This is a genomic window from Methylomonas aurea (assembly GCF_024505045.1).
In the GTDB taxonomy this organism is placed as follows: Bacteria; Pseudomonadota; Gammaproteobacteria; order Methylococcales; family Methylomonadaceae; genus Methylomonas; species Methylomonas aurea.
Window position 1 is genome coordinate 45,818 of record NZ_JANIBM010000002.1, and the last position, 25,522, is coordinate 71,339.

The window sequence follows — 25,522 nt, forward strand, 5'->3', positions numbered from 1 at the left end:
CCGGATGCCCCGCGCAATCGGAGCTTTGTAATTGGGGGATGTGGTTTCGCCGCTTAAGTTCTGCCATGTCCTGCCCAAGCCGCCCCGTCACCAAAATTCGGCCGGGCGATGCTGGCGTTCGCGTTCTTCCAAGTTTTTGCGCCAATAGCGCTGTTCGGCGCGTTGTAGCCATTGCTGTTGCGCGGTATCGATTTTTTTGACGTACACAGAATAATCGTCGCCGACGAAATGCACGTTTCGGCCGATATTGCCGCCCAAACCGGAGCCGACCAGCGGAATATGTTCGTTTTGCAGAAATTGTTTGATGAAAAGCACGTTGACGTCGCCGACCGATTTTTGCTCCTGGTTGTTTTCGCGTAGCTGTAACACGTTACCGCCACCGAAACATTTCGCCTTGAGCTTGTGTCGCTCGGCGCCCAATTTCATCATTTGGTTGATCAGCAGTTCCATCGCGAAGATGCCGTAACGGCCTTCCTCGGATTGCAGCAGCGGCAGGTGTTCTGGGTTGCGCCGGTAAGCCAACAGGAAATGGTTCATGCCGAACACGCCGTTATCGGGATCGTACAGGCAGGCGGCGACGCAAGAACCGAGCAAGGTCGAAATAATCTCCGCTTGCCTAGAGGCATAATATTCGCCGGGGTCGAGAATGATACGGCGGGTATTTTTGTAGGGGAGGATTTTCACGGCTTGCGGTATATCGAAGGACTTATCTGCTGCAGCGGTCCGCTGATCCCGTGCAGGCTCTCGGAATGGCTGATGAAAAAATATCCACCCGGCTTCAACGCCGCAAGCAACCGCTCCACGACCTTTTTTTTGGTATCGTGGTCAAAATAGATCAATACGTTGCGTAAGAAAATCAGGTCGAATTTGCCTAGGCTGGTCGGCGGCGGTTTCATCAAATTGACTTGTTCGAAACTGACGCGGCCTCGTAATTTAGCGTCCACTCTAAAATAGCCCTGTTGGCTGCGTACGCCTTTCAGGCAGTATTTCCGCAACAGGCGGGCGTCCATCTGTTCCAGCCGGTCCATTGAATAAATCCCGTGGCGGGCGGTTTCCAATACCCGGCTGCTCAAATCGGAGCCGAGGACTTCCCAGGTCTGGGCGCCCAAGGTTTCGGCGCAAACCATCGCCAGCGAATACACTTCCTCGCCGCTTGAACAGGCCGCACTCCAGGCCCGAAAAGGGCTACCGCGCCACTGCCGTAGGATTCGCTCGCGGACGAAGTCGAAGTGCTTGGGTTCACGAAAGAAATAGGTTTCGTTGGTGGTCAGGATGTCGACCAAAGTTTGAAACTCGTGGGGATGCTCATCGCCCAACGCCAGATCGTAATAATCGCCGTAATTGTCCAGATTGTAATAATCCAGGCGTTTGGCCAAGCGGCTGGCAACCATGGTTTTCTTTTCCGGACTCAGGGAAATGCCGGCATGGTGGTAGATTAATGCGCGGAATCGTTCGAACTCCGCTGCACTCATGATGGATGTGCCGATAATTAAAGTCTCCGAGGCCAATTTTTACGCGCTTTCAGATATTTTTTCCGAAATGCAGGAAATTTAACAATACTGAAATTCCAAATGTGCTGCTAGGTTGAACGCTGCCCTAAAACTCTCTACTATCTCAACCCTAGATCAATAATTTAATGGAAATTTCATGTCTGGTACAACTGGCAGCCCAACTGTCAACACTATCGATACGCGCGCTTACTACGGGTTAACGGTAGGCTTGGGATTGGCTGGCGGCTTATTGGCATCGGTATTGGCCGGATTCAGTCTTTTCAGCGTGCTAGGCGCGCTGGTTTTGGTGCTGGCCGGAGCTTTGGCCGGTTCAGCCTTAGCCAATCGTCAGCAAGCAATTTTAAACGAAGTGAACCGGGCGTGGCGCGGTGACGAAGAGGTAAAACTAAAAGATCTCGAATCTTACGTGGTTGAATTGGAGCGTTTATTTTTGCAGGTGGTTCCGATTCTGCTGCGCCAAGTACAGACCTCGCGTACCCACACCGAGCAGGAAATCACTGTGCTGACCGACCGTTTCGCGGCGATGGTCAGCCAACTGGAGCGTTTGATTGCCGGTGGCAGCCGACACCGCCAAGACCGGGGTGTCGACGTGTTATTCAACGAAACCCGGGAAGCGCTGACTACGGTTTTGCGAGTGTTGAGCCAAATTCAAGACGTCGAGCACGCCGTGGTCGATGAGGTCAGGAAATTGTCGACCCATACCAAGCAACTGGATTCGATGGCCCAGGAGGTGCGCAAGGTCGCCGAACAGATCAACTTGCTGGCCTTGAACGCCGCGATCGAAGCCGCGCGCGCCGGCGAAAACGGCCGCGGATTTGCCGTAGTGGCCGATGAAGTGCGGAAATTGGCCGGCTTCTCGTCGGCAACCGGCGAAAAGATCAGCCGTGCGATCGAAGGTATCAATTTGGCGATGGCTTCCACGCTGAAAATGTCAGAGGCGTCCGGTACTTCCGACGACAAAGCCATTCGCGACGCCGAACAGGCGATTCGCACCGCGCTCGACGATCTGCACAAAGCGCTGGATATGTTCAAGGACGATGCCGACAATCTCCGTGGCAACAGCGCGCAGATTCGCGACGAGATTTACAGCGTGCTTACTGCTTTTCAGTTTCAGGATCGCGTCAGCCAGATGCTGTCCCACGTCGAACATAACTTGAACAGTTTACAGCGAACGGTGGATGGAATCAGAACCGCCGGAACCCGCCACGCCGATAGCCTGGATGTTAGTGAGACTTTGTCCAGAATGGAGCTGACCTACACGATGCCGGAGGAGTTATTGAACCACTCAGCTTCCGCGGCGGTTAACCACCAAAGTTCCTCGGGCAGCGAAGAGATAACCTTTTTCTAAGAACTGTTAAGGAAGAAACAATGGCCAAAACCATCATGATTGTTGACGATTCAGCGTCGATCCGCCAAGTGGTCGGTATAGCCCTGAAGGGAGCCGGCTACGATGTAATCGAGGCTTGCGACGGCAAAGACGCGTTGACTAAATTGACCGGACAAAAAATCAATCTGATTATTTCCGACGTCAACATGCCCAACATGGACGGCATTACCTTGGTCCAGGAAATCAAAAAATTGGCGGCCTACAAGTTCACCCCGATCATGATGCTGACCACGGAAGCGGCGGACGATAAGAAGCAAGCCGGTAAAGCCGCCGGTGCCAAGGCTTGGCTGACCAAGCCGTTTCAGGCGCCTACCTTGCTGGATGCGGTCTCCAAATTGGTGTTGCCTTAATCCGATTCTCGCCCGGCCCCAGGAGGCAACCACCATGGCGATCGAAGTCAAACAACAGCAACCGGATAGCGTCCACCTCGTTATCGACGGCGAGGTGTCTATCTACAACGTATCCGAATTGAAACAGGCGTTATCGAACTATCTGGATACGGTCAAGGAGATGCAGATCGATCTGGCCGGCGTCGCCGAAATTGACGGCGCCGGAGTACAGTTGTTAATGTTTTTAAAGCAGGAAGCCGCAGCAAAAAGGGTCGAGTTGAGTTTGGCCCGACACAGCGAAGCGGTCGTCGAGGTTTTGGAATTGCTCAATCTGAGCACGCATTTCGGCGATCCGATAGTCATCTCCGCCGATTGGAAGTCGTTATGAACGAACTGGATACCGCGCTAGCCATCTTCGCTCAGGAAGCCGAAGAATTATTGGCCGATATGGAAGATGCGCTGCTGAGTCTGGACCAGGATCCGGACAACAGCGAAACCGTCAATTCCCTGTTTCGGGCGATGCATACCATCAAAGGCTCTTCCGGACTGTTCGGTTTCGAGCCTATCGTCGCGTTCACCCACGAAGCCGAGACCCTGCTGGATAAGGTGCGCCAGGGCGAACGGGCTATCGATTCGAATTTGATCGCGGTGTTGCTGGAAAGCAAAGACCACGTCGCCAAATTGATCGAGCATTGCCTGAACGCCAACGGTCCGGCTTTGCCAGCAGAATTGGCTGCAACCGGATTGCGTCTGATCTCGCAATTGAACGGCGGGGTACAAACCGCGATTCAGCAAGGAACCGGCAGTGCTGACGAAAAGATATTCAGCGAGGGCGGCGGCGAGATTTCGGTCGACGAACATTGGCTGATATCGCTGGAATTCAAGCAAGATTCGTTTCGCGACGGTATCGACCCGTTATCGTTTTTACGCTACTTGAAAACCCTAGGCGATATCAAACAGATTTTGACCGCCGCCAACGGTATGCCGAGCGGCGAAGCAATGGACCCGGAAAGTTGTTATCTGCACTTCAAAATCGCCTTTCAGAGCGAGGCTACCAAGGAAACCATCGAACGAGTTTTCGAATTCGCCGCAGACGACTGCGAGATCAAGATTCTGCCGCCCAACGCCAAAATCGGCGAATATTTGGCTTTATTGGACGCTCAGGACGAAACCCAAGTGCGTCGGATAGGCGACATGCTGGTCCAGGTAGGAGCATTGACCGAGCATGATGTCGAGCACGCCCTTCAGGCGCAAACAGCGAGTGTCGAAAGCCAAACCGTAGATGGCGCAAAACCGAAACCGCTGGGCGAAATTCTGGTAGAACAGCATGTTGTGCAACAGCCGTTGATCGACCAAGCGCTAAAGAAGCAGGAACAAACCAAGCAAAAAATAGCCAGCGAGGCCAACTACATCCGGGTCGATGCGACCAAGTTAGGCCATCTGATCAATCTGGTCGGCGAATTGGTGATTTCCAGCGCAGCGATGAATTTGATCGTCGAAAAGCACGGCTTGTCCGACGCCAGCGATATTGCCGCCGGCATGAACGCATTGGTCAATAGTATTCGCGACACCGCCCTGGAATTGCGCATGGTGCAAATCGGCGATACTTTTTCGCGTTTCCGCCGGGTGGTACACGACGTCAGTAAGGAATTGAATAAGGATATCCAACTGTTGATCAGCGGCGGGGAAACCGAGTTGGATAAAACCGTAGTGGAGAAAATTCAGGATCCGTTGACCCATTTGATTCGCAATGCCTTGGATCACGGTATCGAACATCCCGAACAGCGGCTAGCGGCAGGAAAACCAGCTCAAGGCACCGTGCAGCTCAATGCTTACCACGAGTCCGGCCACATCGTGATTCAAATCGCCGACGACGGCGCCGGCTTGAACAGCGAAAAAATCCTGGAAAAAGCCCTGGCGAACGGCTTGGTCAAGAAAGACCACGGCTTGTCGCGGCGGGAGATTTACAACTTGATCTTTGCCGCCGGTCTCAGTACCAAAGACCAGGCTACCAGCCTCTCCGGGCGCGGCGTCGGCATGGATGTGGTCAAGAAAAACATCGAGGCTTTGCGTGGTTCGGTCGAAATCGACAGCGAGGAAGGCCAAGGCACCACTATTTCGATTCGCCTACCGCTGACCTTGGCGATCATCGACGGCTTCATGGTAGGGACTGCGTCCGAGCGCTACATCATTCCGTTGAGCATGGTCGACGAATGTATCGAAATGTCGGCCAACGAATGCGAGATCGACGAGATTCAACATTACATCAACCTGCGCGGCAGGGTACTGCCGTATTTGCGGCTGGGCGATTATTTCGGCAACACCACTGCCAACGCCAATCAGCGCGAGAGCGTGGTCGTCGTCAAATTCGGCCAGACCGAAGCGGGTTTGGTGGTCGACGAATTGCACGGCGAACACCAGACGGTCATCAAGCCGTTGGGCAAGGTCTTCGAACGCTTAAAAGGCATCACCGGCGCCACGGTCCTGGGTGACGGCACCGTCGCGTTGATACTGGACGTGCAAGGTCTGATCCAAGCCGCTATCGACCATAAACCCAAGGCGTTGGCCCATAAGCCGGCGCTACGCAGGGTCTGATTTTGGCGGAGCGCCAAAAAATAACAACAGGGGAAGAGCAGATGAACATCAACGATTTGAAAATAAAAACCAAGATCCTGACCGGTGCGATGTTGTTGGTGACTATCACCATCGCTTTCGGCGTGCTGTCGAAAATTTATATTGGTGACGTGGCGGGAGCCTTGTTCAATATCACTGACAATAACGGCAAATCGGTGGAATACGCCACCGGAGTGGAAAGGATGGCGTTGCAGACCATTATGGCGCAGCGGGCCTATCGGATTTCACAGAGCGACGAAGACGCGCAGAAAGTCGAAGACAACATGAAGACCTTGCTGGAGTATCTGGACAAGGTCGACCAAGTCGCCAAAAAATACAACAATACCGAGTTATTGGGCCAGTCCAAGGCGGCGCGCGAAGGAACCCTGAAATTCGGCCAGAAGTTCAAAGATGTAGTAACGGCGGTTCGCGACAACAAAGCGGCGGTGGATGCCATGGTCAACGAAGGTCAGGATGTGGCTAAGGCAGCAGACGATTTTCTTGATCGGCAAGTAAGGCTTTATCAGGAAGCGCAGAAGAAAGGGGCAACCGGTCAGGAGTTGGATGCCTACGTACAGCGCTATATTGGTGCTACCAACATCTACATCAAAGCCATGGAAATCATGCGCGCGGAAAAGGAGGAAGTGAATTACAAGAATCGGGTGGCCTGGAAAAAGATGCAGACCCTGTTGCCCGAGTTGATGAAATACTATGACGATTTGCAGAAGATAGTAAACAGCGAAGAGGCTCTGCGCCTGATCGAAACCGCGCGTAGCAGTACCCGCAGCTATCGGGAGGCTGCCGAAAAATGGATAGAGAATGATGACAAACTGAACGTAGTGCGTAAGGAAATGCTGGAAGCCGGCGATAATGTGATCAAACTGGCTCAAACTGCTGAAGAAGCCGGATACGCCCAATTGGAAGTAGCCCGCGAGCAGGCCGATGTTCTGGTCAGTGAAGCTAACAAAATCATCATCGGCACCATCGTAGTGGCATTGGTCCTGGGCATTATCATTGCCATGTTCCTGGCTAATTTGATCACGGTGCCGATCATCGTCGGCGTCCAATTTGCCAAATCGCTGGCCGAGGGCGATCTTACGGCAAAACTGGATGTGAACGGCAAGGACGAGATCGGCCAATTGGCGCAGGCCTTGCGCGATATGCGCGACCAGTTGAGTAGCGTGGTGAGCCAAGTGCGCGCGAATTCCGATACTTTGTCCAGCGCATCCGAGCAAGTCAGCGCCACCGCCCAAGCCATGAGTCAGATGGCGACCGAACAGGCGGCTAGTGTGGAAGAAACCACAACATCGATCGAACAGCTCAACGCGTCGGTGCAACAAAACACCGAAAATGCCCATGTCACCGAGCAAATGGCCACCAAATCCGCCAACGAAGCCCGCCAGGGCGGCGACGCGGTGACCGAAACCGTTAACGCGATGAAAAATATCGCCAAAAAAATCGGTTTGATCGAAGACATCGCTTACAAAACCAATTTGTTGTCGTTGAACGCGGCCATCGAGGCCGCTTCCGCCGGCGAACACGGCAAGGGGTTTGCCGTAGTTGCGGCCGAGGTACGCAAGCTGGCCGAAAGCAGCCGGATTACCGCCGAGGAAATCAACGAACTGGCCACTAACAGCGTCGCTATCGCCGAAAAAGCCGGTAATTTGATTACGGCGGTGGTACCCAACATCGTTAAAACCTCCGATTTGGTGCAGGAAATCAATGCCGCGTCGGTCGAACAATCCGGCGGCATCAACCAAATCAACGACGCCATGCGCCAATTGGATAAAGCCACTCAGCAGAACGCGGCTAGCGCCGAAGAGTTGGCGGCCACCGCCGAAGAGTTGAACGGTCAGGCCGCACAGTTGCAGCAAGTGGTTGCGTTTTTCAAACTGGACGGTAATGCCAAAAAAAGCCAGGGAGCCGGTCGCGGCAATAGCGCCGGCCGCTCACCCCGCTCGGTCGCCAAGCCGGCGCGTGCGCCGAAGCCCAACGTCTCGGCCGGTGGCGCCGAGAATTCATTGGACTTCAACGAAGCGGATTTCGAACGTTTCTAACGCTGCCGGAGCATCATGAGATGAGTAGTCTGATTCGGAAAGAAACCGCGACCGCGGTGGCAGCACAGGAGCAGGTTGGTCAGTACCTGACCTTTTTGGTCGGTGGCGAAACGTTTGCGGTCAGTATCCTCGACGTCAAGGAGATCATCGAAATTGCCAGCGTTACCCGCGTCCCGCTGACGCCGGACTATATCCACGGCGTGATCAATTTGCGCGGTAACGTCGTCGCCGTAATCGACCTGTCGGCACGATTGAGCCGTTCGCCGTCTCAAGTCAGCAAGCGCAGTTGCATCGTGCTGGTAGCGATGGAGATCAACGAAACTCTGCAGTTGGTCGGGATGCTGGTCGACGAAGTCCGGGAAATCCTGGAAATTCCGGCGGCGAATATTCAACCTGCACCCGATTTCGGAGCCGATATTCGTACCGATTTTATCGAAGCCATGGCACGGATAGACGACGTGTTTATCATCCTGCTGGCTTTGGATCGAGTGTTGTCTTTGGAGGAACTGTCCATGCTCGGCGAATTGACCGAGGCAGAAGCGCTACGTTCGGCGCCGGCAGAGTGAGGAGGGCTTGCCGCTAGGTCATTGTGGTGTGTGACGGGCATTGACCTAACGACCAAGACGCAAGGGAAGCTTTAAAAATTGAACTTAGATAAACTCAGTGCTAACGGTATCCCTATATATGTCGGAGCATTATCCCTTCGTGCTGAGCTTTTCGAAGCAAGAACGGATAAATTTTAGAGGCTCCTCCAACTGCGATTGCCCCCCACCGATTGAACTGTGCGGGGTAGAGGGCTCACTCGACTAAGCGCTGAAGTAAAGTGCGTGTCGATAGGCGCGACTAAGGCAATCCCAGACAAGCCAATCGCTTTTTATCGACAGCCGCCGCCGCATGTTGCGGCGTATCTTCGTTCAAAAAGGATCGTTTGCGCTCCTCCCCTGCTCAGCGCGAACGATTCTGATCCTATCAAGCTTCAAGTTCCTGGCCTTTATTGCGGAAATATTCGCCGATTGCCCTGTCTTCATTCTGAACGTGCTGAATCCATTCGCGCATAAAGGTCAAGGTATCGTTCTGGCGCCAATCTCCGTGCTGGATCTTCCGGCTGGCCTCGACCAGTTTGTCCAGCATCAGATTATGCGACGCGGTATGGGCTTGGGCGGACGGGTAGGCGTTATTCTTCATGAAGGATTCCTCGGCCTCGAAATGTTCCCGGCAATGCCGGTACAACCGCATTACATTCTCCTGAAGTTGGGCTTGGTTTTTCGGATTGGATCAAATCGTTGGCCAGCGCAAACAGTTGCCGGTGTTGCCCATCGATGGCTTCTTCGGCCACCAGATAATCGTCGCTCCATTCAAATTGCTTCATAGCGAATTCCACCTCGATTTTGGTTAATTAGCGGATCTTAAAAAATCCGATTTGTGCCACCAGGTTTTGGCTTTGCTCGTTGAGCGCTTCGGCCGTGGCTGCCAGTTGTTCTGAAGCGGCGGCATTGTGCTGGATAGCTGTATTTAGTTGTGCCATCGCTTGGTTAATTTGATGCACACCTACCGCCTGTTGTTCCGAGGCCGTTACGATTTCCTGTACTAAATTTGCGGTATTTGCGATGCTGGGCAGCATTTCCGCGAAAATGTCGCCGGCTTTTTGGGCGATTTGCAAACCGTACTGCGCCAATTCGCCGATTTCGGTGGCGGTGGACTGGCTACGGTTTGCCAATTTACGGACTTCTCCGGCCACTACCGAGAATCCGGCTCCATGCTGGCCAGCCTTGGCGGCGACGATGGATGCGTTCAACGACAATAGATTGGTTTGGTAGGCGATGCCTTCGATCAAACCGATTTTTTCGGCAATTTTTTGCATCGCCGCGACGGTTTGCCCTATTACCTTGGCGCCGTTTTGCGCCGATTCAGCCGCCGATTGCGCAATTTGCTCGGTCGAGCTGGCGTTTTGTTGGTTGTGTGCGACCGAGCCGCTCAACTGTTCCAGCGCGGCACTGGTTTGCTCGATGCCGGCCGCTTGTTGGCAACTGCTTTGGCTCAGGGTTTGCGCGGCGCGGCTGACTTCGTCGGCCGCCTGCGAGATTTGCTCCGAGCAATCGCGTAGCGCGGTCACCACATCGGTCAAGCGCTGCTGCATACTCAGCATCGCCGCCAAGATCCCGCTGTAGTTTGCCGCCTGCCGGTTGCTTTGCGCCGCGAGTTCCCCGGTAGCGACTTTAACCGCTAAGGCTTTGACTTGAGCCGGTTCGCCGCCCAATTGTTCGGTAATGTCTTGGCGCAGGAACCAGAATAATCCGAGCGACAGACCAAGTACCGTCATCACCAAAAGGCAGTTGAGCAGCAGTTGCCATTGGGCGTCCTGTTTGATCGCGTTCGATGTTGCGGTAATGTCGCCGGCGATGTAGTCCTCGATTTCTTTTAACAGGTTGATTTTGCCGGTTTGCATTGCAAACCAGTGTGCCGGATCGACGCCGAAACCTTGGCCGCCGTTATCGGCCAACGCTTTGCGCCGCATCGCCGCGGTTTCGTCGACGAATTGGCCGCGCAAGGTTTTATCGGAAAATTCCAGATAATTGTCCGGAGCCGTCGCCGCGAACAAGTCGAGGTAGGCGTTTTGTAGTGCAATCAGTGCGATCAGCTTCTGGTACATGCCAGGACCGAACGCGTTTTTGGCAAACGTGTTGGCCAGCACCGCGCGTTCGATCCCGGCCTGTTCCTTGCCTTTCAGAAAGTTGGCATACGCGGCTAACTGCTGGCTGAGCCGCGGGTCCGCACTGAATTTCGGCAATTGGGCCAGAATCGCCAGATAAGCCGCATTCAGTTCCGAATAGTAGTTTACGGTGGCTTCGCCACCGGCGTTCAAGCCGTCCACTCCCGAGCGGGTTTGGCTTAACTGGGCGATACGCCGCTCGGCGTCCGCCAAACCCTCGGAAAAATAATCGGCGGTGCGTGCAGCGAAACTCTGCAGAAAACCGTCCAGCTTTGCCAGTTTTGCGTCGGTTGCCCGCCGCTGCTGTTCCAATTCGGTTTTGAATTTCCGCCCGCCGCTGCCGAGAAAACCGACCGACAAGCCGCGCTCTTTCTGCAATTCGTGGACCAGATCGCTGGCCAGCACCGAGAACCCGGCCAATGCCGCGACATTGTCGGCCGCATGCATCTGGTGCAACTGGTTGCGAACCACAAAGGAAGCCATTAGCAGCAAGCCGGCTAACGGCAATAACGAAAGTGCGGCGATTTTATGGCTGAATTTCAGCGAGCGCAGGTCGAACATGGCATCACCTCGGTGGATTTCGGATCAAATATCGGCTTCGCCATTCAACTCAATAGCGGCAGACACGCGATTGCATAAGCATAGCGGGATAGTGCGGAGCCGGCCTGCCGCCAGCTCGCTCGGTCCGATAAGTAGCGGCTAGAACAAACCGCTGATCACGCCGTTGTCGTCGATATCTATCCGTTCCGCTGCCGGAGTTTTCGGTAGGCCCGGCATTGTCATCATGTCGCCGGCGATGGCGACGATAAAGCCGGCACCGTTGGCCAGCCGCACTTCGCTGATTTCCACAGTATGGCCACTCGGTGCGCCTTTGGCGTTGGCGTTGGTCGAGAACGACATCTGGGTTTTGGCCATGCAGATCGGGAAATGGCCGTAGTTGGCCTGCAAGGCTTTGATTTCGCCCATTACTTTCGGGCTGGCGCTGACCTTGCCGGCGCCGTATAACTTGGTGGCGATGGCTTCGATCTTGTTCCACAACGGTAGTTCGTCGTCGTAGACGTAGTTGAAACCCGGTTCGCGGTTATCGACGATGTTCAATATTTCTTTCGCCAAGTCCTCGGCGCCGGCGCCGCCATGCGCCCAGTGTTTGGCGATCACGCATTTGGCGCCCAGAGCTTCGCACTTGCGTTTCAGCAATTCGATTTCGGCGTCGGTATCGAAGGTGAAGTGGTTGATGCTGACTACGCAGGGTAGGCCGTAGTGGTCTTGAATATTGCTCAAATGTCGTTCCAGGTTGGCGAAGCCTTGCTCAAGGGCGGCCAGATTTTCCTGGTTCAGTTCGTCCTTGGCTACGCCGCCGTGGAATTTCAACGCCCTTACCGTGGCCACCAGCACCACTGCCGACGGCTTCAGGCCGGACATCCGGCATTTGATGTCCAGAAATTTTTCGGCCCCCAAGTCGGCACCGAAGCCGGCTTCGGTAACTGCGTAATCGGCCAGCTTCAATGCGGTTTTGGTGGCGGTGACGGTGTTGCAGCCGTGGGCGATGTTGGCGAACGGGCCGCCGTGGATGATGGCCAGATTGTTTTCCAGAGTTTGCACCAGATTCGGTTTGATCGCGTCTTTCAAAATCGCCGCCATCGCGCCGTGGGCTTTCAGGTCGCTGGCATAAACCGGCGTGACCTTGTCGGATTTGTAGCCGATGACGATACGGCCCAGGCGTTCTTTCAAATCGGCGCGGCTGGTGGCGAGACACAGAATTGCCATCACTTCCGAGGCAACCACGATGTCGAAGCCATCTTCGCGCAAATAGCCGTTGGCCGGACCGCCTTGGCCGATGGTGATTTTCCGCAAGGCGCGGTCGTTCATGTCGATCACCCGCTTCCATTGGATGCGGCGCGGGTCGATGTCCAACTTGTTGCCATGGTTGATGTGGTTGTCGATCAAGGCCGACAACAGATTGTGCGCCACGCCGATCGCATGAAAATCGCCGGTGAAATGCAAGTTGATGTCTTCCATCGGCACCACTTGGGCATAGCCGCCGCCGGCCGCGCCGCCCTTCACGCCGAAGCAGGGCCCCAACGAAGGTTCGCGCAGGCAGATGATGGTTTTCTTGCCGATCCGGTTCAATGCATCGCCCAAGCCGACCGTGGTCGTAGTCTTGCCTTCGCCGGCCGGAGTCGGCGAAATGGCGGTGACCAGAATCAGTTTGCCGTCGGGTTTATCGGCCAGACTGTTGACGTATTCCAACGATATTTTCGCTTTGTAATGGCCGTAAGGATCGAGATGTTCGGCCGGGATGGCGAATTTTTCGCCGGCCAAATCGATAATAGGGCGCATTTTTGCCTGTTGGGCAATTTCGATGTCTGACATGTTTTCCGGTTCCTGAAATACTTTGGAGGGTGCAATGGTTAAACGGGTTGGAACGGCCGAGCGCGCCTGCCGTCGCAAATGGCGGATATTTTAGGGTTTAACGGCGGAAGCCGCCAAAAATATTGAGGTTAATCGGTTTTGCGGAGGCGGTTGGCTGGACGGTGAAATGGGCAGCGAACTCGACGCGCCGATGCGGCGGCGAGTTCGCGCCGAATGAAGCGCTTAGTAACTGATGACTTCGCTACCTTTACCGACCAACACCACATCGGCGTCGCGCATCGCGAACAGGCCGTTGGTGATGACGCCGGGGATGTTGTTGATGGCTTGCTCGGTGCCGATCGGGTCGACAATGCTCATATTGTGCACGTCCAGAATCTCGCAGCCGTTGTCGGTGATGTAGGGTTGGCCGGTTTCCTTGTTCATGCGCAAGATCGGTTGGCCGCCCAGTTTGACCAATTGGCGGGCGACGAAGCTGCGTGACAGCGGCAATACTTCCACCGGCAACGGGAACTTGCCCATCACGTCGACGCACTTGGTTTCGTCGACGATGCAGACGAATTTCTTGCTGGCGCCGGCGATGATCTTCTCGCGGGTCAGCGCGCCGCCGCCGCCTTTCAACATTTTGCGGTGCGGAGTGACTTCGTCGGCGCCGTCGACGTAAATGTCCAGGTCGCCGCTGTCGTTCAATTCAATGACTTTAATGCCGATCGATCTGAGGTGCTCGGTGGTTTTGATCGAACTGGACACGGCGGCTTCGATATCGTTTTTGAAGTTGCAGTCGGCCAATTGGTTGATCAAATGCGTCACCGTCGAGCCGGTGCCCATGCCGATGATCGGTACGTTTTTCAGGTATTGCAATGCGGCGGCGGCGACTTGTTTTTTTAATTCGTCTTGAGTCATGTGTGATGGTCCTGATGGTTATGCTCTTATGAATCCTGACACGGCTTTCAACCCGTCATTGTATGGGATAATAACCGATTAACGCTGATCGCTCAGCAGTTTTTAAGGCCAGGAATGCGGGGCGCAACAGGATGCTCGCGCCGAGGATAGCGATGCTGAATTACATAGAAAAAATATTGCGGGCCCGGGTTTACGACGTCGCCGAGGAAACCCCGCTGGACTATGCGCCAACCTTGTCCGAACGCGTCAACAACCGGGTTTATCTTAAACGCGAAGATCTGCAGCCGGTGTTTTCCTTCAAGCTGCGCGGAGCGTATAACAAGATCGCGTCGTTGACCCCGGAACAGACAGCCAGCGGCGTGATCGCCGCTTCGGCCGGCAACCATGCCCAGGGCGTCGCGTTGGCGGCGAAACGGCTCGGCATCAAGGCCTTGATCGTGATGCCGAAAACCACGCCGGAAATCAAAGTCAAATCGGTCAAGGCGCGCGGCGCCAAAGCCGTGTTGCACGGCGACTCCTACGACGACGCTTATGCCCACGCCATGGAATTGGCCGCCGAGAAAGGCATGACCTTCATTCACCCTTACGACGACCCGGAGGTGATTGCCGGCCAGGGTACGGTGGCGATGGAAATCTTGCGCCAGCGCAACGGCGAGATTCACGCCATCTTCGTGCCGGTCGGCGGCGGCGGTTTGATTGCCGGCATCGCTGCCTATGTCAAATTCGTGCGGCCGGAGATCAAAGTCGTTGCCGTCGAGCCCGACGACGCTGATTGCCTGAACCAGGCGTTACGCGCCGGCGAGCGGGTGGTGTTGGAGCAGGTCGGTCTATTCGCCGACGGTGTCGCGGTCAAGCAAATCGGCGCGGAGCCGTTTCGGATTGCGCGGCAGTTCGTCGACGAAGTGGTCACGGTCGGTACCGACGAAATCTGCGCGGCGATCAAGGACATTTTCGACGATACCCGTTCGGTGGCCGAGCCGGCCGGCGCTTTGGCCGTGGCCGGCTTGAAGAAATACGCCGAACGCCATGGTCTGCAGCAGCAGACCTTGATCGCGATCGACAGCGGCGCCAACATCAATTTCGACCGCTTGCGCTATGTCGCCGAACGGACTCAGGTCGGCGAGCATCGCGAGATTTTGCTGGCGGTTGCCATTCCTGAATCGCCCGGCAGTTTCCTGAAGTTCTGCAGAGCGCTCGGCAAACGCAACATCACCGAGTTCAATTACCGTTATTTCGACCCGACCATGGCCCAAGTCTTCGTCGGCATCAGCAGCAGCGGCGCCGAGACCGACCGGCAACAATTGCTAGAGCATCTGGCCGCAGAAAGCTTTGCCGTGACCGATATGACCGGTAACGAGTTGGCCAAGGACCATATCCGTTACATGGTCGGCGGCCATGCGCCATACGACGTCAAAGAACGGGTTTACAGCCTGCAATTTCCGGAGCGCCCCGGCGCATTGTTGAAGTTCTTGATGGCGTTGGGCAGTCAATGGAACATCAGCCTGTTTCATTACCGCAACCACGGCGCCGCGTTCGGCAAGGTGTTGATCGGTTTGCAGCTCGGCGACGCGGAATCGGTGCATTTCGAACAATGCCTGAACGCGTTGCAACTGGTTTACCGTCGGGAAACCGATAACCCGGCCTACCGCTTGTTTGCCGGCGGCGCTTCGGCTTAGCTCGGTTTCGGCAAGAATTCCGGGAGCGTGCTATTTTCCACTGAACACTAAACCCGGAACAGGCGGCGGACATGAGCAAAAAACACCCGGAAAAAGCGGAAAAACCCGATTACAAGGACGTGCTGCAACAACTGCAGGTGGAACTGGTCAAGCTGCAAAATCACATCATCAAGCACGGCGACAAGATTCTGATTTTGTTCGAAGGCCGCGACGCCGGCGGCAAGGACGGCACGATCAAACGCATCATCCAGCATCTCAGTCCGCGCGAAATCCGGGTGGTCGCGCTGGGCAAACCGTCCGACCGCGACAACAGTACCTGGTATTTTCAACGCTATACCGCACATCTGCCGGCGGCGCAGGAGTTGGTGCTGTTCAACCGCAGTTGGTACAACCGGGCCGGGGTGGAGCGGGTCATGGGCTTTTGTTCGGACAACGAATACCACGAGTTCATCGAAACGGTTTCACATTACGAGCAACTGTTGGTGCGTTCCGGCATCAAGTTGCTGAAGTATTACCTGGACATCAGCAAGGGCGAGCAGAAAAAGCGCTTGGCCCAACGCCAGAAAGACCCGTTAAAGCAATGGAAAATCAGCCCGATCGACAAAGAAGCGCAAAAGCATTGGCAGGCCTATAGCGAGGCGCGCAACATCATGTTCGCCAGAACCCACCATTTGTCGGCGCCGTGGACTATCGTCAAAGCCGACGATAAAAAACTGGCCAGAATCAATTTGATCAAGGATTTGCTGTTTCGGCTCGATTACAAAGGCAAGAACGAAGCTCTGGTGTTGCCGGATGCCAATATCGTGTTCAGTTACGAAGAAAGCTATTTGCACAACGGCATGATTGCGCCGTGACCGGTCGCTCCGGTTAAGGCGAACTGGCCGATCGACTTTTTGGGTTTGCTCTGGTTTTCTCTGGTTCCCACGGTCCTCCGTGGGAACCCATAGCGCGTGTCGAAGTGGGCTGCGATTCTCCCGCCGGAGCGTGGGAACGAAGTAGTGTGCGCGCTATTTTTTCGCCTCGGCCGGTTTGGCGGGGGCTGGCGGCGCGGGTTCGGCGGTTGCCGGTTCGGCTTTAGCCGCGGTTTCCGGCGCCTCCGGCTGCGGGCCGATATAGCCTTTATGCCAGGCAAATGCCGCACCGGCCAGCAAAACCAGCAACAGTATCAGGCTGGGCCAAGGGCTTTTTTTCTCGCCGAAGGGATCGGCCAGCTGCCGTTCCGCGTCTTTCGGCAGCTTGGCGACATCGGTCAGCAAATGGCCGAACGGAATGTTGATGTAGGCCTTGGCATTGACCGCCCAGCCGCACGCGTCCAGTAACGGCGCCAAGTTGCGTTGGCGCAGCTTCAGCCAGGCGATGAACATCGACGGGCCGGAGATGGCCAGCAGCACGCCGACGATCGCCAGCGGCATTTGCCACCACAGCAGTGCCATGAAACCGCTGACCACGGCGGCCAGCGCGGTACCGATCGCGCCGATCGCCAGGCCGATTGCGGCGAAGATACCGGCGAATTTGGCGACATCGAACGGCGCCGGCGGCGCCTTGCCTTGTTCGGCCTGGGTTCCGGCCTCGGCTACGCCTTTGAATGCGCCTTCGTGCGCCGCTTTGTCGCGGGCCGAGGCCGATTTTTCCAGCTGTTCGCCGACCATCCGGCCGACCCGTTTGTATGGCGCCCAGAAAGCTTCGCGGATACTGATCGGGTTTTCGACGATTTTGACGATGGTGGCGTCCCAATCCAGGCCGTCGCGGTCGTAAAACACGCCGTTGCGGCCGACGCGCAGATTGTCGCTGTCGCCGTCGGTGAAGGCGGCGACGATGGTCATGCTCCGGTTGTCGCCGGCGCGGCGGCATTCGCAGTAGGCCAGAAAGATTTTGCTCAATTCGGCCAGTTTGCTGTGCTGGGCGATGTCGTCGACTTTTACGCACAATTGGCAGCTTCTGCCGTCCAGGTACAGCGTGCCGGCCTGGAAAATGGCGCGCGGTTGCGGGCAATAAAAATCGCGGAACGAGACGAAATTGTTCAGCAGCGTGTAAAGGTCGCGGTAGTAATGCTGCAAGCGTACCACCGAATCGATAGCCTCGGCTTCAGCCTTGACCGCCAGGTCCTGTTCGACCAGCGCGGTCAGCGTTGCTTGGGCGCCGCTTTCTAGTAAAAACTTGATCCGCTCCGGCCCCAAACTGTCGACGACCGTGGCCGGTTTTTGTTGCAGCCAGGTGCGGTAATCGGCAAACAGGCCGTTGACGTCCTGCCATTGCGCGTAGCTCAAACTGTCCAGTTCGCCGAGTAAGGGCTGCAATACCTGGGTTTTGAACTGGGCGACGGCGTCGCGCCAGGCCGGGTTCAGGCCCGCGTTGAGCGGCAATGCAGCGCCGGCGACGATGGCCGCCAAAGGCAATTGGGCCAGCTCAGCGTTGGCCGCCGACAGATCGGTGCCGGCCAGTTGTTCGTAGCGGCTATCGGCCGGATTCAACAACGCGGCCGCACCGGCGTCGAATTCGGCCAGCTGGCAGCGGGTGAAATAATCGTCGATTTTCGGTTTCAGCTTGTCCAGCAAAGCCGCCGCCGCCTCGGTGTCGGCGATTTGTTTACGGATTTGCAAGGCTTCGGCATCGCAGTGCTGCCACCACTCGTGGTAACTGGCGGCATCCTTGAAAAACAGTTCGATTTTTTCCAGATCGATACCCGGATCGCCGCAACGGTCGGCCACTTCGCCGCAGCAGGCCATGACCTGCTCGATCAATTCGCTGCCGGCGGCGTCGGCTGCAGCTTTGGCCGGGATCACGCCGTCGCCGTTGAAGCGGGTGTCGGCGAAAATTTTGGCCATGTCGGCCAGATCGTCCTCGCCGATTTCGCTGGCATCGGCTTTGCCCAGGTTTTTCAGGATTTCCTTGGCCGAGGCCAGCAACTGTTTGCCTTCCGGATCCTGATCGTTGATCGCCGCCAACGGTAGCACCGGCTTTTGTTGCACCAGGTCGGCCGGGTTTTTCAGCACCCGGCAGGCCCAACTGACCGCTGCCGACACCTCGTGCGCCCGGATCCTGCCGTCATGGTCGCTGTCGAGCAAATCCAGGGTTTTTTGGTCGAAGAACAGGCCGTGAGTCGGGCAACTCAGCGCCGCCCATAATTTCTGGTCCAGTTCCGGTAATGCCAGCAAGTCGCTGGTGCGCTTCAACTCGACTTGATCGAAACCACCCAGTTGGGCGAAACGCCATTTGTCGGCGGTGGGACGGCTGGATACTTGGGGCATACGCTTCTCCTGCACTCGTTATTTTTGTTATGGGGTTCACGATTCCAGCTAGTTTTACAGGCTTAATTCGCCCGATGCAACTTGCTTTACCGGAATGCAGGCCGGGCAGGAGACCTGCAGCAATTCGCCGCTATGGCGGTGGCGGATCGGCCGGGCCCGGCCGTCGCTTTGGTTCATGGCTTGGAACAGGCGGTTTTCCTCGACTATCACTTCGTGCTCGTGTTCGAAAGGGTACAGTCCCGGCGCCAGGCCGCCGCCGGCGATGAAATGCGCGCTGTCCAGCAGCATCAATTTGGCGTGCAGCAATTCGTGCAACAAGGCATCGGCCGGGGCGATGCTGCAGGCCGGGGTGGCGTCGCAACCGGGATCGCCGAGCAATTGCGCACCGAGGCGGGTGTCGAAATGGATGGTTACGCTGCTTATGCCGAATTGGTTACCAAAAGCCACGGTTTGCCAGGTGCCAGCCTGGTAATTCAACTCGATTTTTTGGCCGCGCAATTCGTCGATCAACGCGGCGGCCTGCGGATAACGCGAAAAATAGTCGGCGATGGTTTGCAGGTCGGCGCTTAGTGTGGCCGGGTCGCCTGATTTTTTTTGGTAGAGCGAAATGAGGAATTCGGCGATATCGGCGGCTACAGTGGCGTCGGTTGCTAGGGTGGGTTGTTTTTGGCTGTAGGCGGCAAGGACTTCCTCGGCCGAGGGCGGACGCCGGTGGCGCAAACGAATGACGCCGTCGCCGCGGTGGTCGGTTACGCCGGTTTGAACGGCGGCGGCCGGGCCGGGCAACTGCTGGCTGCCGGCGACCACGTTGACCGGCAGCAATTCGTCGGCGCCGACGCTGCGCGACACGGCGCTGAGGCCGATACAAAAACTCAATACCAAACCCAATCCGCGCCGGCGGTTGCCGCCGGTCCAGGCTTGCTCGCCGCGGCGGGCGTCTTCCTTCAGAAACAGCGCATAACGTTCGGCGATGGCTTGCAATTCGGCGAAAGCCGCCGGATCGATCCGGCTCAGGTCGGCCTGGCACACCAGGGCCGGGCGGCCGCCGATTTGGCAGGGATGCAGAAAATTGCAATGCGGATGTTGCTGATACCAGCGGTTCAGCGCCGCCGCCAGGCCGGACAAATCGCCGGCCGGCGGCTGAGCGCCTAGAAAGGCTTGCTGTAAGAGGTCAATTTCGGTCATGCGGCAACAGCCTGGTTTGGATTTGGCGGCGCGCGGCAAACCGGCGCCCAGTCGATTCGCCACTGTAACAGCGGCGCAACTTGGCCGGCAAGCCGCCACTGTCCGGCCGAGTCGGCTGTGGCGGGACTAACCGATGCAGCCGATTCGGCAAGCAATACAACGGCATAGCTAGTGCCGCCGCGGCCGATTCCGGTGGCCGTGTAATACGTTTGTATTACGTTTCATCAAACTGTAACGGACGCGTAACGAAAAACGCCGATTTGAACTGGAATAATTTGCCGCAACTGGAACAGCGCCGAAGGGTGCGGTGGTTCATCAAGTTTACGGATCGGCTAGGGATCAGGGACGGCACGCAGACGGAGCGGCGAGGGAAGAGGTTAGGGAGTAGGCGGCGGTGGCAAAAGGAGAGCGGCGCCATTTCGGTGCAAAAGTTGGACTTAGGAAGCGTGTAAAAGCCAAACCCGTCGCGAGGCGGGGACGGAAAGCCACGGATGTTGCCGCCAGGCAAGATGGCCGGGTTGTCACCTTGTGTATTTATGGTTTTTTAAAACATGAGGCTAAAAATGAACAAATTCTCAAAAACTTTGGTTGCGGCCGCGCTGTTGGCCGGCGCCGGTGCGGCTAACGCGAGTATCTCGGTATTGGGTTCGACCGATGCGACCCGCGAGTTGTATTTCCAAGCCTACGACAGCGTTTCCAAGCTGACTTACAGCCTGGACTTGGGCATCACCCTGGCTCAGTTGATCCCTGAAGTCTCCAACGAGTCTTATACCGTGTTCCGCGATTTGAGCAGCGATGCCAACTGGACCGCAATGACTTCGGTAGCGACTTACAATCCGACCAACGTGCAATACGTGTTGGCAGTGGGACGTTCTTCGAAATTGTTCATCACCCAAAAAGAAGGTAATGCTCTACCTGCATACGACGCTCCGCTGACAACTAGTGGTGTGGCAACCGTAATTACCAATCATGCCAAGGAGATCAACGTCGGTTTGGCTAATGACGCATCGCTGAATGTCAGTAAATTGGTATCAGATACTGATGCACCTGGTAGCGGCCAATGGGCAACCGGTTTAGGCAATTTGCCTGACGATATTTGGGGTACTACCGGAGGTTCCGCTGCCGCAGTCGCCTTCGGCCAAAAAGCCGATTTCTGGTATGCGCAAGGTACCAACGTGACCAAAGCCGCCGGCCAATGGCTGCTGTCCGGCAATACCCTGGAATACAAAGTATTCCCGGTCAGCCAAGTGCCGCTGCCGGGCGCAGTCTGGATGTTCGGCGCCGGCCTGATGGGCCTGCTGCGTGCGACCCGCCGCAAATGGGCGGTTGCAGCGTAAACCGTTTTACGGGCGGCGGTTAAGCCGCCGCCCGCTTTCCAGTTTTAATCCACACGAGACACGACCATGAAAAAATTAGTATTAGGCGCGGCTATCTCCGCGGCAATGTTCGGCGCAGCGGCGCAAGCGGCGATCCCGACTATCGATCCGGCGACGACCCGCGTGCTGTACATTTCCGGCGCTACTGCTGCCGCGACCTTTATCGACCGCCTGGTAACTTCAACCGCTGTCGATCCGGTCGATCGTATTTGCGACCCAAGCAGCCAGGTTTACCGTTTCAGAGATCCCGGCAACACCGAGCAATTCGCGCTTTACTGCAAAGCCAACAACACCGGCGCGGTCGGCGTAAAAAATCCCAACCTGCCAACTGGTCCGGCCAACGCCAACTTGTTGATCTATAAAGTCAACACCGGCGGTTCCGGCACTGGTGTGACTCCGGTGGCCCAAGCCACGCCGCTGGCCTTTTTAAACATCTCCAGCGGTTGCACCGAAATCAGCGCCGGCAATTTGAGCACGCCAGCCGATATTCAGTGCAGCAACATCAACAACAACCAAATCCCGGACATGGGCTTGTCGGATGTCGATCCGATCCAGTTCAGAGGCAACAACGCGATTAACGGTGTCGATATCAGCGCCAACGACGTTGCCAAATTGACCGTCAAAGCCGCCTCCGCATTGAACTTCGGCGCGCCGGTAACCTGGGACTTGTACAGAACCCTGCAAGCCGCGCAAAAATTCACCAACGACCTGCCGGCATCCTGCTTGATCGGCGACCGCAGCGAAGCTTGTATGCCTAGCCTGACTTCGGCGCAAATTGCTTCGATCCATGCCGGTAAATGGGATGAATGGAATGCGTTGAAAGTCGGTAACAGTGCCACTGCGCCCGGCTTGCACGATTGGGCCTTGACCCAAACCACGCCAGTATCGGCCTTCGGTGGCGGCTCGGTCACCATCGCTGACTTGGCGCCGGTGGATGCGCCGTTCCTGCACACTTGCCGTCGCGACGTCGGTTCAGGTACCCAAGCCCAATCCAACATCATCTTCCTGGGTGACGGTTGCTCGACCGCGGCATCCGCTTTAACTCCGGCCGAAGCCACAGATGGCGATTTCGCTGAAGGCGACGGCGTTGCAATCATTCACTCCAACACCAGTGCCGGCCGTGTGGATTCCTGCTTGCGCGACTTGCAGAACGGCAACGATGCCGCTTCCGGTTTCACCAACCAGTGGGGCAAGCGTTGGGCGATCGGTATTCTGTCCTTGGAAAGAGCCAACGCGGCTTACGAGTTCGTCAAAATCGACGGCGTAGCGCCAACTTTGGCAAATGCTGTCGAAGGCAAATATAAGGATTGGGCGGAAAACACCTTCCAATACCGTAACAACACTTCGTCTCTGCCGTTGACCGGCGACAAGAAAACTCTGGCCGATGCGATCATCAAATCTGCCGGTTCGCCTTCGGTCATGGCCGATTTGAACGCCGGCTTCGTGCATACCTTCGGTAACGGCGCTTACTTGGCCGTTCCTTCCAACTTCGCTCCATCGAACGGCCGTTTCGACGCCGCCAGACCGGTGATCCCTTACAGCCACGCCGTCAAAACCGGCGCTACCACCTTCGCTCCGGCCAACGCTTGCCGCGTGCCGACCATCTGGGGCGGCGGCGCAAGCCAACTGTAATCGGATAGTCGGTTAGCCGGGGCAATCCCGGCCGGAGCCAGGGACGGCTCCAAACCTGTAAAACCAGTCGTTTTCGGACGGCTGGTTTTGCCTTTTTCAGGAGCCGTTATCGCGGGTGGCCGGTAACGGCGCTGTCATAAAGTTTTAACCTGGCCGCAATAGAATTTAGGGCTATCGGTTTTCAGCGGGAAAACCGGGCTTTGGGACACGATATCAACTTATGCAGGACACCGGAACGATAGCGCGCAGGCCATGGCTCAGGCTGGTTTGCGCCGCAGCAACCCTGATGGCGGTTGCACAGGCGAATGGGGCGGCGGCACAGGCAGTGCCGGAGCAAGCCGCAGCGGCGCAGGGTGCGGCGGAACCGCAAGCGCCGGCAACCTTCGATTTGCTGGAATTGCGGGTCAAGGGCAACACCTTGCTCGATAAAAAACAACTGGAACGCACGGTCTACCGTTTCCTCGGCCCCAACAAGAGCATCGACAACGTCGAAGCCGCTCGCGCCGCCTTGGAAGACCTGTACCGCAGCAACGGCTACCAGACCGTCGCGGTCGATATTCCGGAACAGGACGTCAAGAACGGCGTGGTCTATCTGCAAGTGTTAGAAGGCAAGGTCTCGCGCTTGCGGGTTAAAGACAGCCGCTATTTCTCGCTGGGCAAAATCAAGGCCGGCGTACCGGAACTGGCGGAAGGCAACGTGCCCAACTTCAAGAACATGCAACAGCAATTGACGCAATTGGCCGGGCAAAGCCCGGACCGGCAAATCGTGCCGGTGCTGCGCGCCGGGGAAACCCCCGGCACGCTGGAAGTGGATTTGAACGTCAAGGACGAACTGCCGGTTCACGGCAAGGTGGAATTGAACGGCCGCAATACCTCAAGCACCTCGCGCTTGCGGTTGGTGTCGTCGCTGCGTTACGACAACCTGTGGCAGGAGCTGCATAGCGCGTCGCTGATGTACCAGGTCTCGCCGGAAAACACCGCGGAAGTCGACGTCTGGGCCGGTACTTACGCGATGCCGCTGTTCGACGGCGACAGCCGGCTGGCCTTGTATGCGGTCAGCTCGTCTTCCAACGCGCAGATCGCCAATGCCGGCGCCTTATCGGTGATCGGTATCGGTAACATTTACGGCGCCCGGCTGGTCAAGCCGTTGAAACCGTTGGCGGATTATTTCCATACCGCGACCTTGGGCATGGACTACAAGGACTTTCAGGAAGATTTGAATCTGCTCAGCGCCGATTCGATCAAGACGCCGATCAGCTATGTGCCGTTTCTGGCGCAATACAGCGGCAGCCTGCGCGGCGCCGAATCGTTTACCAGTTTCGATATAGGTGCACATTTCTCCTTCCGTGGTTTGGGCAATAACCAGAAGGAATTCGAGAACAAACGTTATTTGGCCAAAGCCAACTACATGTATTTGACCGGCGATCTGAAATTCCAGCACGACCTGCCGCTGGGTATGGAACTGTACAGCCACGTCGCGGCGCAGGTGGCCGATACGCCGCTGATCAGTAACGAGCAATTCTCGTTGGGCGGCGACGAAAGCGTGCGCGGCTATTTCGAGACCCAGGCGCTGGCCGACGATGCCGTGTTCGGTTCGCTGGAATTGCGCTCGCCGCATCTGGGGCCGAGCGACTGGGAGTTTCTGAACAAATTCAAGCTGCTGGGTTTTCTGGACGTCGGCCGCGGCTGGATCAAGAACGCGTTGCCGGGCAACGTCCGCAGCAATTTCCTCAGCGGCGGCGGCTTCGGCGTGCGCTTCCAGATGTGGCGCAAACTCAGCGGTGCGCTGGATATCGGCATTCCGTTCACGACCCTGGCGCCGGTGCAAAGCGGCGATCCGCGCGTGCATTTTAATATCGCAACCGAGTTTTAAAATAGTATCCGCCGAGTTATTGTAATATTTTCGTAATTAATTATTAATGGTCTTATTTGGGTTTGTTTTTGTAGGTTAAACCTTGGTGGCTGTCATAATGTTGACATAATTGTTATTTAATACCTTGGTACAGTTATTAAATCGTACTGAGTATTTAAACTATAGCGGCGTGATATTTTCGAGTTACCGTATTTGCTTAGACGGCTATTTATAGGGTTGGTAAGGTTGAATTTGGTTTTGGCGTTAACGGCGCCATTATTTGGAAAATAGGGTTTAGATCGGGTGTTGAATAAATCCGCCTGTGTCACCTTTTTTCAAAGTTGGAAGCTTTATCCGGCGGACGTTGCGGTACCGGCAATGGCGCTAAATTAAGCCGTTCGTGGTGAGCATGTCGAGCCCTGATCGGCTCTTGGGTATAACCATTCACCCTTCGATACGCTCAGGGCGAACGGTTAAGCCTTTACCTAACGACATTGGTGTGAGGGGGTGTTAATAAATTATCTCGATACGCCAAAGTTTAAATCGGGATACGCCGGATGGGAGTTTTAATGTTAGAAGTTTCCTGCAGACAATCCGAATTATCGGGTTGGTAGGATTCAGTTCGGGCTGGCTCGTAATATTGAGTTAATAAAACTTGGTTTGGGATGGCTAG

The 25,522-nt window shown here is 56.1% G+C and carries 20 protein-coding genes and 1 riboswitch; of the genes, 11 read left to right on the forward strand and 9 right to left on the reverse strand.

What is annotated here, in order from left to right; all coding sequences use genetic code 11:
* Positions 1-87: 87 nt before the first annotated feature.
* Positions 88-684 (reverse strand): chemotaxis protein CheD, encoded by a 597-nt coding sequence (locus tag NP603_RS02135; RefSeq protein ID WP_256609279.1) that lies wholly within the window; start codon positions 682-684, stop codon positions 88-90.
* A complete protein-coding gene (locus NP603_RS02140; RefSeq protein WP_256609280.1) occupies positions 681-1,472 on the reverse strand; it encodes a CheR family methyltransferase in 792 nt (263 codons plus the stop codon). Before NP603_RS02140 ends, NP603_RS02135 begins: the two co-directional genes overlap by 4 nt.
* 562 nt (positions 1,473-2,034) lie before the next feature.
* On the opposite strand from NP603_RS02140, the gene NP603_RS02145 reads away from it, so the two are divergent.
* Genes NP603_RS02145 through NP603_RS02170 form a run of 6 tightly spaced genes read left to right on the forward strand, consistent with a single transcriptional unit; the run spans position 2,035 to position 8,463 of the window.
* On the forward strand, positions 2,035-2,859 hold the full coding sequence (locus NP603_RS02145; RefSeq protein ID WP_371928725.1) for a methyl-accepting chemotaxis protein: 825 nt from the start codon (positions 2,035-2,037) through the stop codon (positions 2,857-2,859).
* 20 nt (positions 2,860-2,879) lie between these two features.
* Positions 2,880-3,248 (forward strand): response regulator, encoded by a 369-nt coding sequence (locus tag NP603_RS02150; RefSeq protein ID WP_256609282.1) that lies wholly within the window; start codon positions 2,880-2,882, stop codon positions 3,246-3,248.
* Positions 3,249-3,282: 34 nt separating this feature from the next.
* Entirely contained in the window at positions 3,283-3,615 is a 333-nt protein-coding gene (locus NP603_RS02155; protein WP_256609283.1) for an STAS domain-containing protein, read from the forward strand.
* On the forward strand, positions 3,612-5,822 hold the full coding sequence (locus tag NP603_RS02160) for a chemotaxis protein CheA (RefSeq protein ID WP_256609284.1): 2,211 nt from the start codon (positions 3,612-3,614) through the stop codon (positions 5,820-5,822). Before NP603_RS02155 ends, NP603_RS02160 begins: the two co-directional genes overlap by 4 nt.
* 41 nt (positions 5,823-5,863) lie before the next feature.
* A complete protein-coding gene (locus NP603_RS02165; RefSeq protein WP_256609285.1) occupies positions 5,864-7,897 on the forward strand; it encodes a methyl-accepting chemotaxis protein in 2,034 nt (677 codons plus the stop codon).
* Positions 7,898-7,917: 20 nt separating this feature from the next.
* Positions 7,918-8,463, forward strand: coding sequence for a chemotaxis protein CheW (locus tag NP603_RS02170; RefSeq protein ID WP_256609286.1), 546 nt, complete (start codon positions 7,918-7,920; stop codon positions 8,461-8,463).
* A gap of 403 nt (positions 8,464-8,866) precedes the next feature.
* Here the strand turns inward: NP603_RS02170 and NP603_RS02175 are convergent, their stop codons facing one another.
* From NP603_RS02175 to rpiA, 5 genes are all read right to left on the reverse strand, one after another.
* A complete protein-coding gene (locus NP603_RS02175; protein ID WP_256609287.1) occupies positions 8,867-9,133 on the reverse strand; it encodes a bacteriohemerythrin in 267 nt (88 codons plus the stop codon).
* Complete coding sequence (locus tag NP603_RS02180; RefSeq protein ID WP_256609288.1) at positions 9,072-9,266, reverse strand: hemerythrin domain-containing protein; 195 nt, start codon at positions 9,264-9,266, stop codon at positions 9,072-9,074. The genes NP603_RS02175 and NP603_RS02180 overlap by 62 nt, the downstream gene beginning before the upstream one ends.
* 27 nt (positions 9,267-9,293) lie before the next feature.
* Positions 9,294-11,168, reverse strand: coding sequence for a methyl-accepting chemotaxis protein (locus tag NP603_RS02185; protein WP_256609289.1), 1,875 nt, complete (start codon positions 11,166-11,168; stop codon positions 9,294-9,296).
* Positions 11,169-11,306: 138 nt separating this feature from the next.
* On the reverse strand, positions 11,307-12,980 hold the full coding sequence (locus NP603_RS02190) for a formate--tetrahydrofolate ligase (protein WP_256609290.1): 1,674 nt from the start codon (positions 12,978-12,980) through the stop codon (positions 11,307-11,309).
* Between the two features lie 222 nt (positions 12,981-13,202).
* Positions 13,203-13,880, reverse strand: a complete 678-nt coding sequence (rpiA, locus tag NP603_RS02195) for a ribose-5-phosphate isomerase RpiA (RefSeq protein WP_064021482.1) — start codon at positions 13,878-13,880, stop codon at positions 13,203-13,205.
* 152 nt (positions 13,881-14,032) lie between these two features.
* Between rpiA and ilvA the strand changes: the two genes are divergently transcribed.
* Entirely contained in the window at positions 14,033-15,556 is a 1,524-nt protein-coding gene (gene ilvA, locus NP603_RS02200; RefSeq protein ID WP_256609291.1) for a threonine ammonia-lyase, biosynthetic, read from the forward strand.
* A 71-nt stretch (positions 15,557-15,627) separates the two neighbouring features.
* Positions 15,628-16,410: a polyphosphate kinase 2 gene (gene ppk2 / locus NP603_RS02205; RefSeq protein ID WP_256609292.1), complete on the forward strand. Its 783-nt coding sequence runs from the start codon at positions 15,628-15,630 to the stop codon at positions 16,408-16,410.
* A 153-nt stretch (positions 16,411-16,563) separates the two neighbouring features.
* Here ppk2 and NP603_RS02210 read toward each other — a convergent pair whose 3' ends face one another.
* Complete coding sequence (locus NP603_RS02210) at positions 16,564-18,804, reverse strand: hypothetical protein (RefSeq protein ID WP_256609293.1); 2,241 nt, start codon at positions 18,802-18,804, stop codon at positions 16,564-16,566.
* A gap of 54 nt (positions 18,805-18,858) precedes the next feature.
* Positions 18,859-19,989, reverse strand: a complete 1,131-nt coding sequence (locus NP603_RS02215; RefSeq protein ID WP_256609294.1) for a hypothetical protein — start codon at positions 19,987-19,989, stop codon at positions 18,859-18,861.
* A 444-nt stretch (positions 19,990-20,433) separates the two neighbouring features.
* A riboswitch (cyclic di-GMP riboswitch) is annotated at positions 20,434-20,515 on the forward strand.
* Between the two features lie 37 nt (positions 20,516-20,552).
* Between NP603_RS02215 and NP603_RS02220 the strand changes: the two genes are divergently transcribed.
* The 3 genes from NP603_RS02220 to NP603_RS02230 all read left to right on the forward strand — a co-directional run bounded on the left by NP603_RS02220 (position 20,553) and on the right by NP603_RS02230 (position 24,870).
* Positions 20,553-21,326 carry a hypothetical protein gene (locus tag NP603_RS02220; RefSeq protein WP_256609295.1) on the forward strand — a complete coding sequence of 258 codons (774 nt, stop codon included), beginning with the start codon at positions 20,553-20,555 and terminating at the stop codon, positions 21,324-21,326.
* A 66-nt stretch (positions 21,327-21,392) separates the two neighbouring features.
* The gene (locus tag NP603_RS02225) at positions 21,393-22,997 is read left to right on the forward strand and encodes a hypothetical protein (RefSeq protein WP_256609296.1); all 1,605 of its coding nucleotides are present in this window, start codon (positions 21,393-21,395) and stop codon (positions 22,995-22,997) included.
* Positions 22,998-23,217: 220 nt separating this feature from the next.
* Positions 23,218-24,870, forward strand: coding sequence for a ShlB/FhaC/HecB family hemolysin secretion/activation protein (locus NP603_RS02230; protein ID WP_256609297.1), 1,653 nt, complete (start codon positions 23,218-23,220; stop codon positions 24,868-24,870).
* The last annotated feature ends 652 nt before the right edge of the window (positions 24,871-25,522 follow it).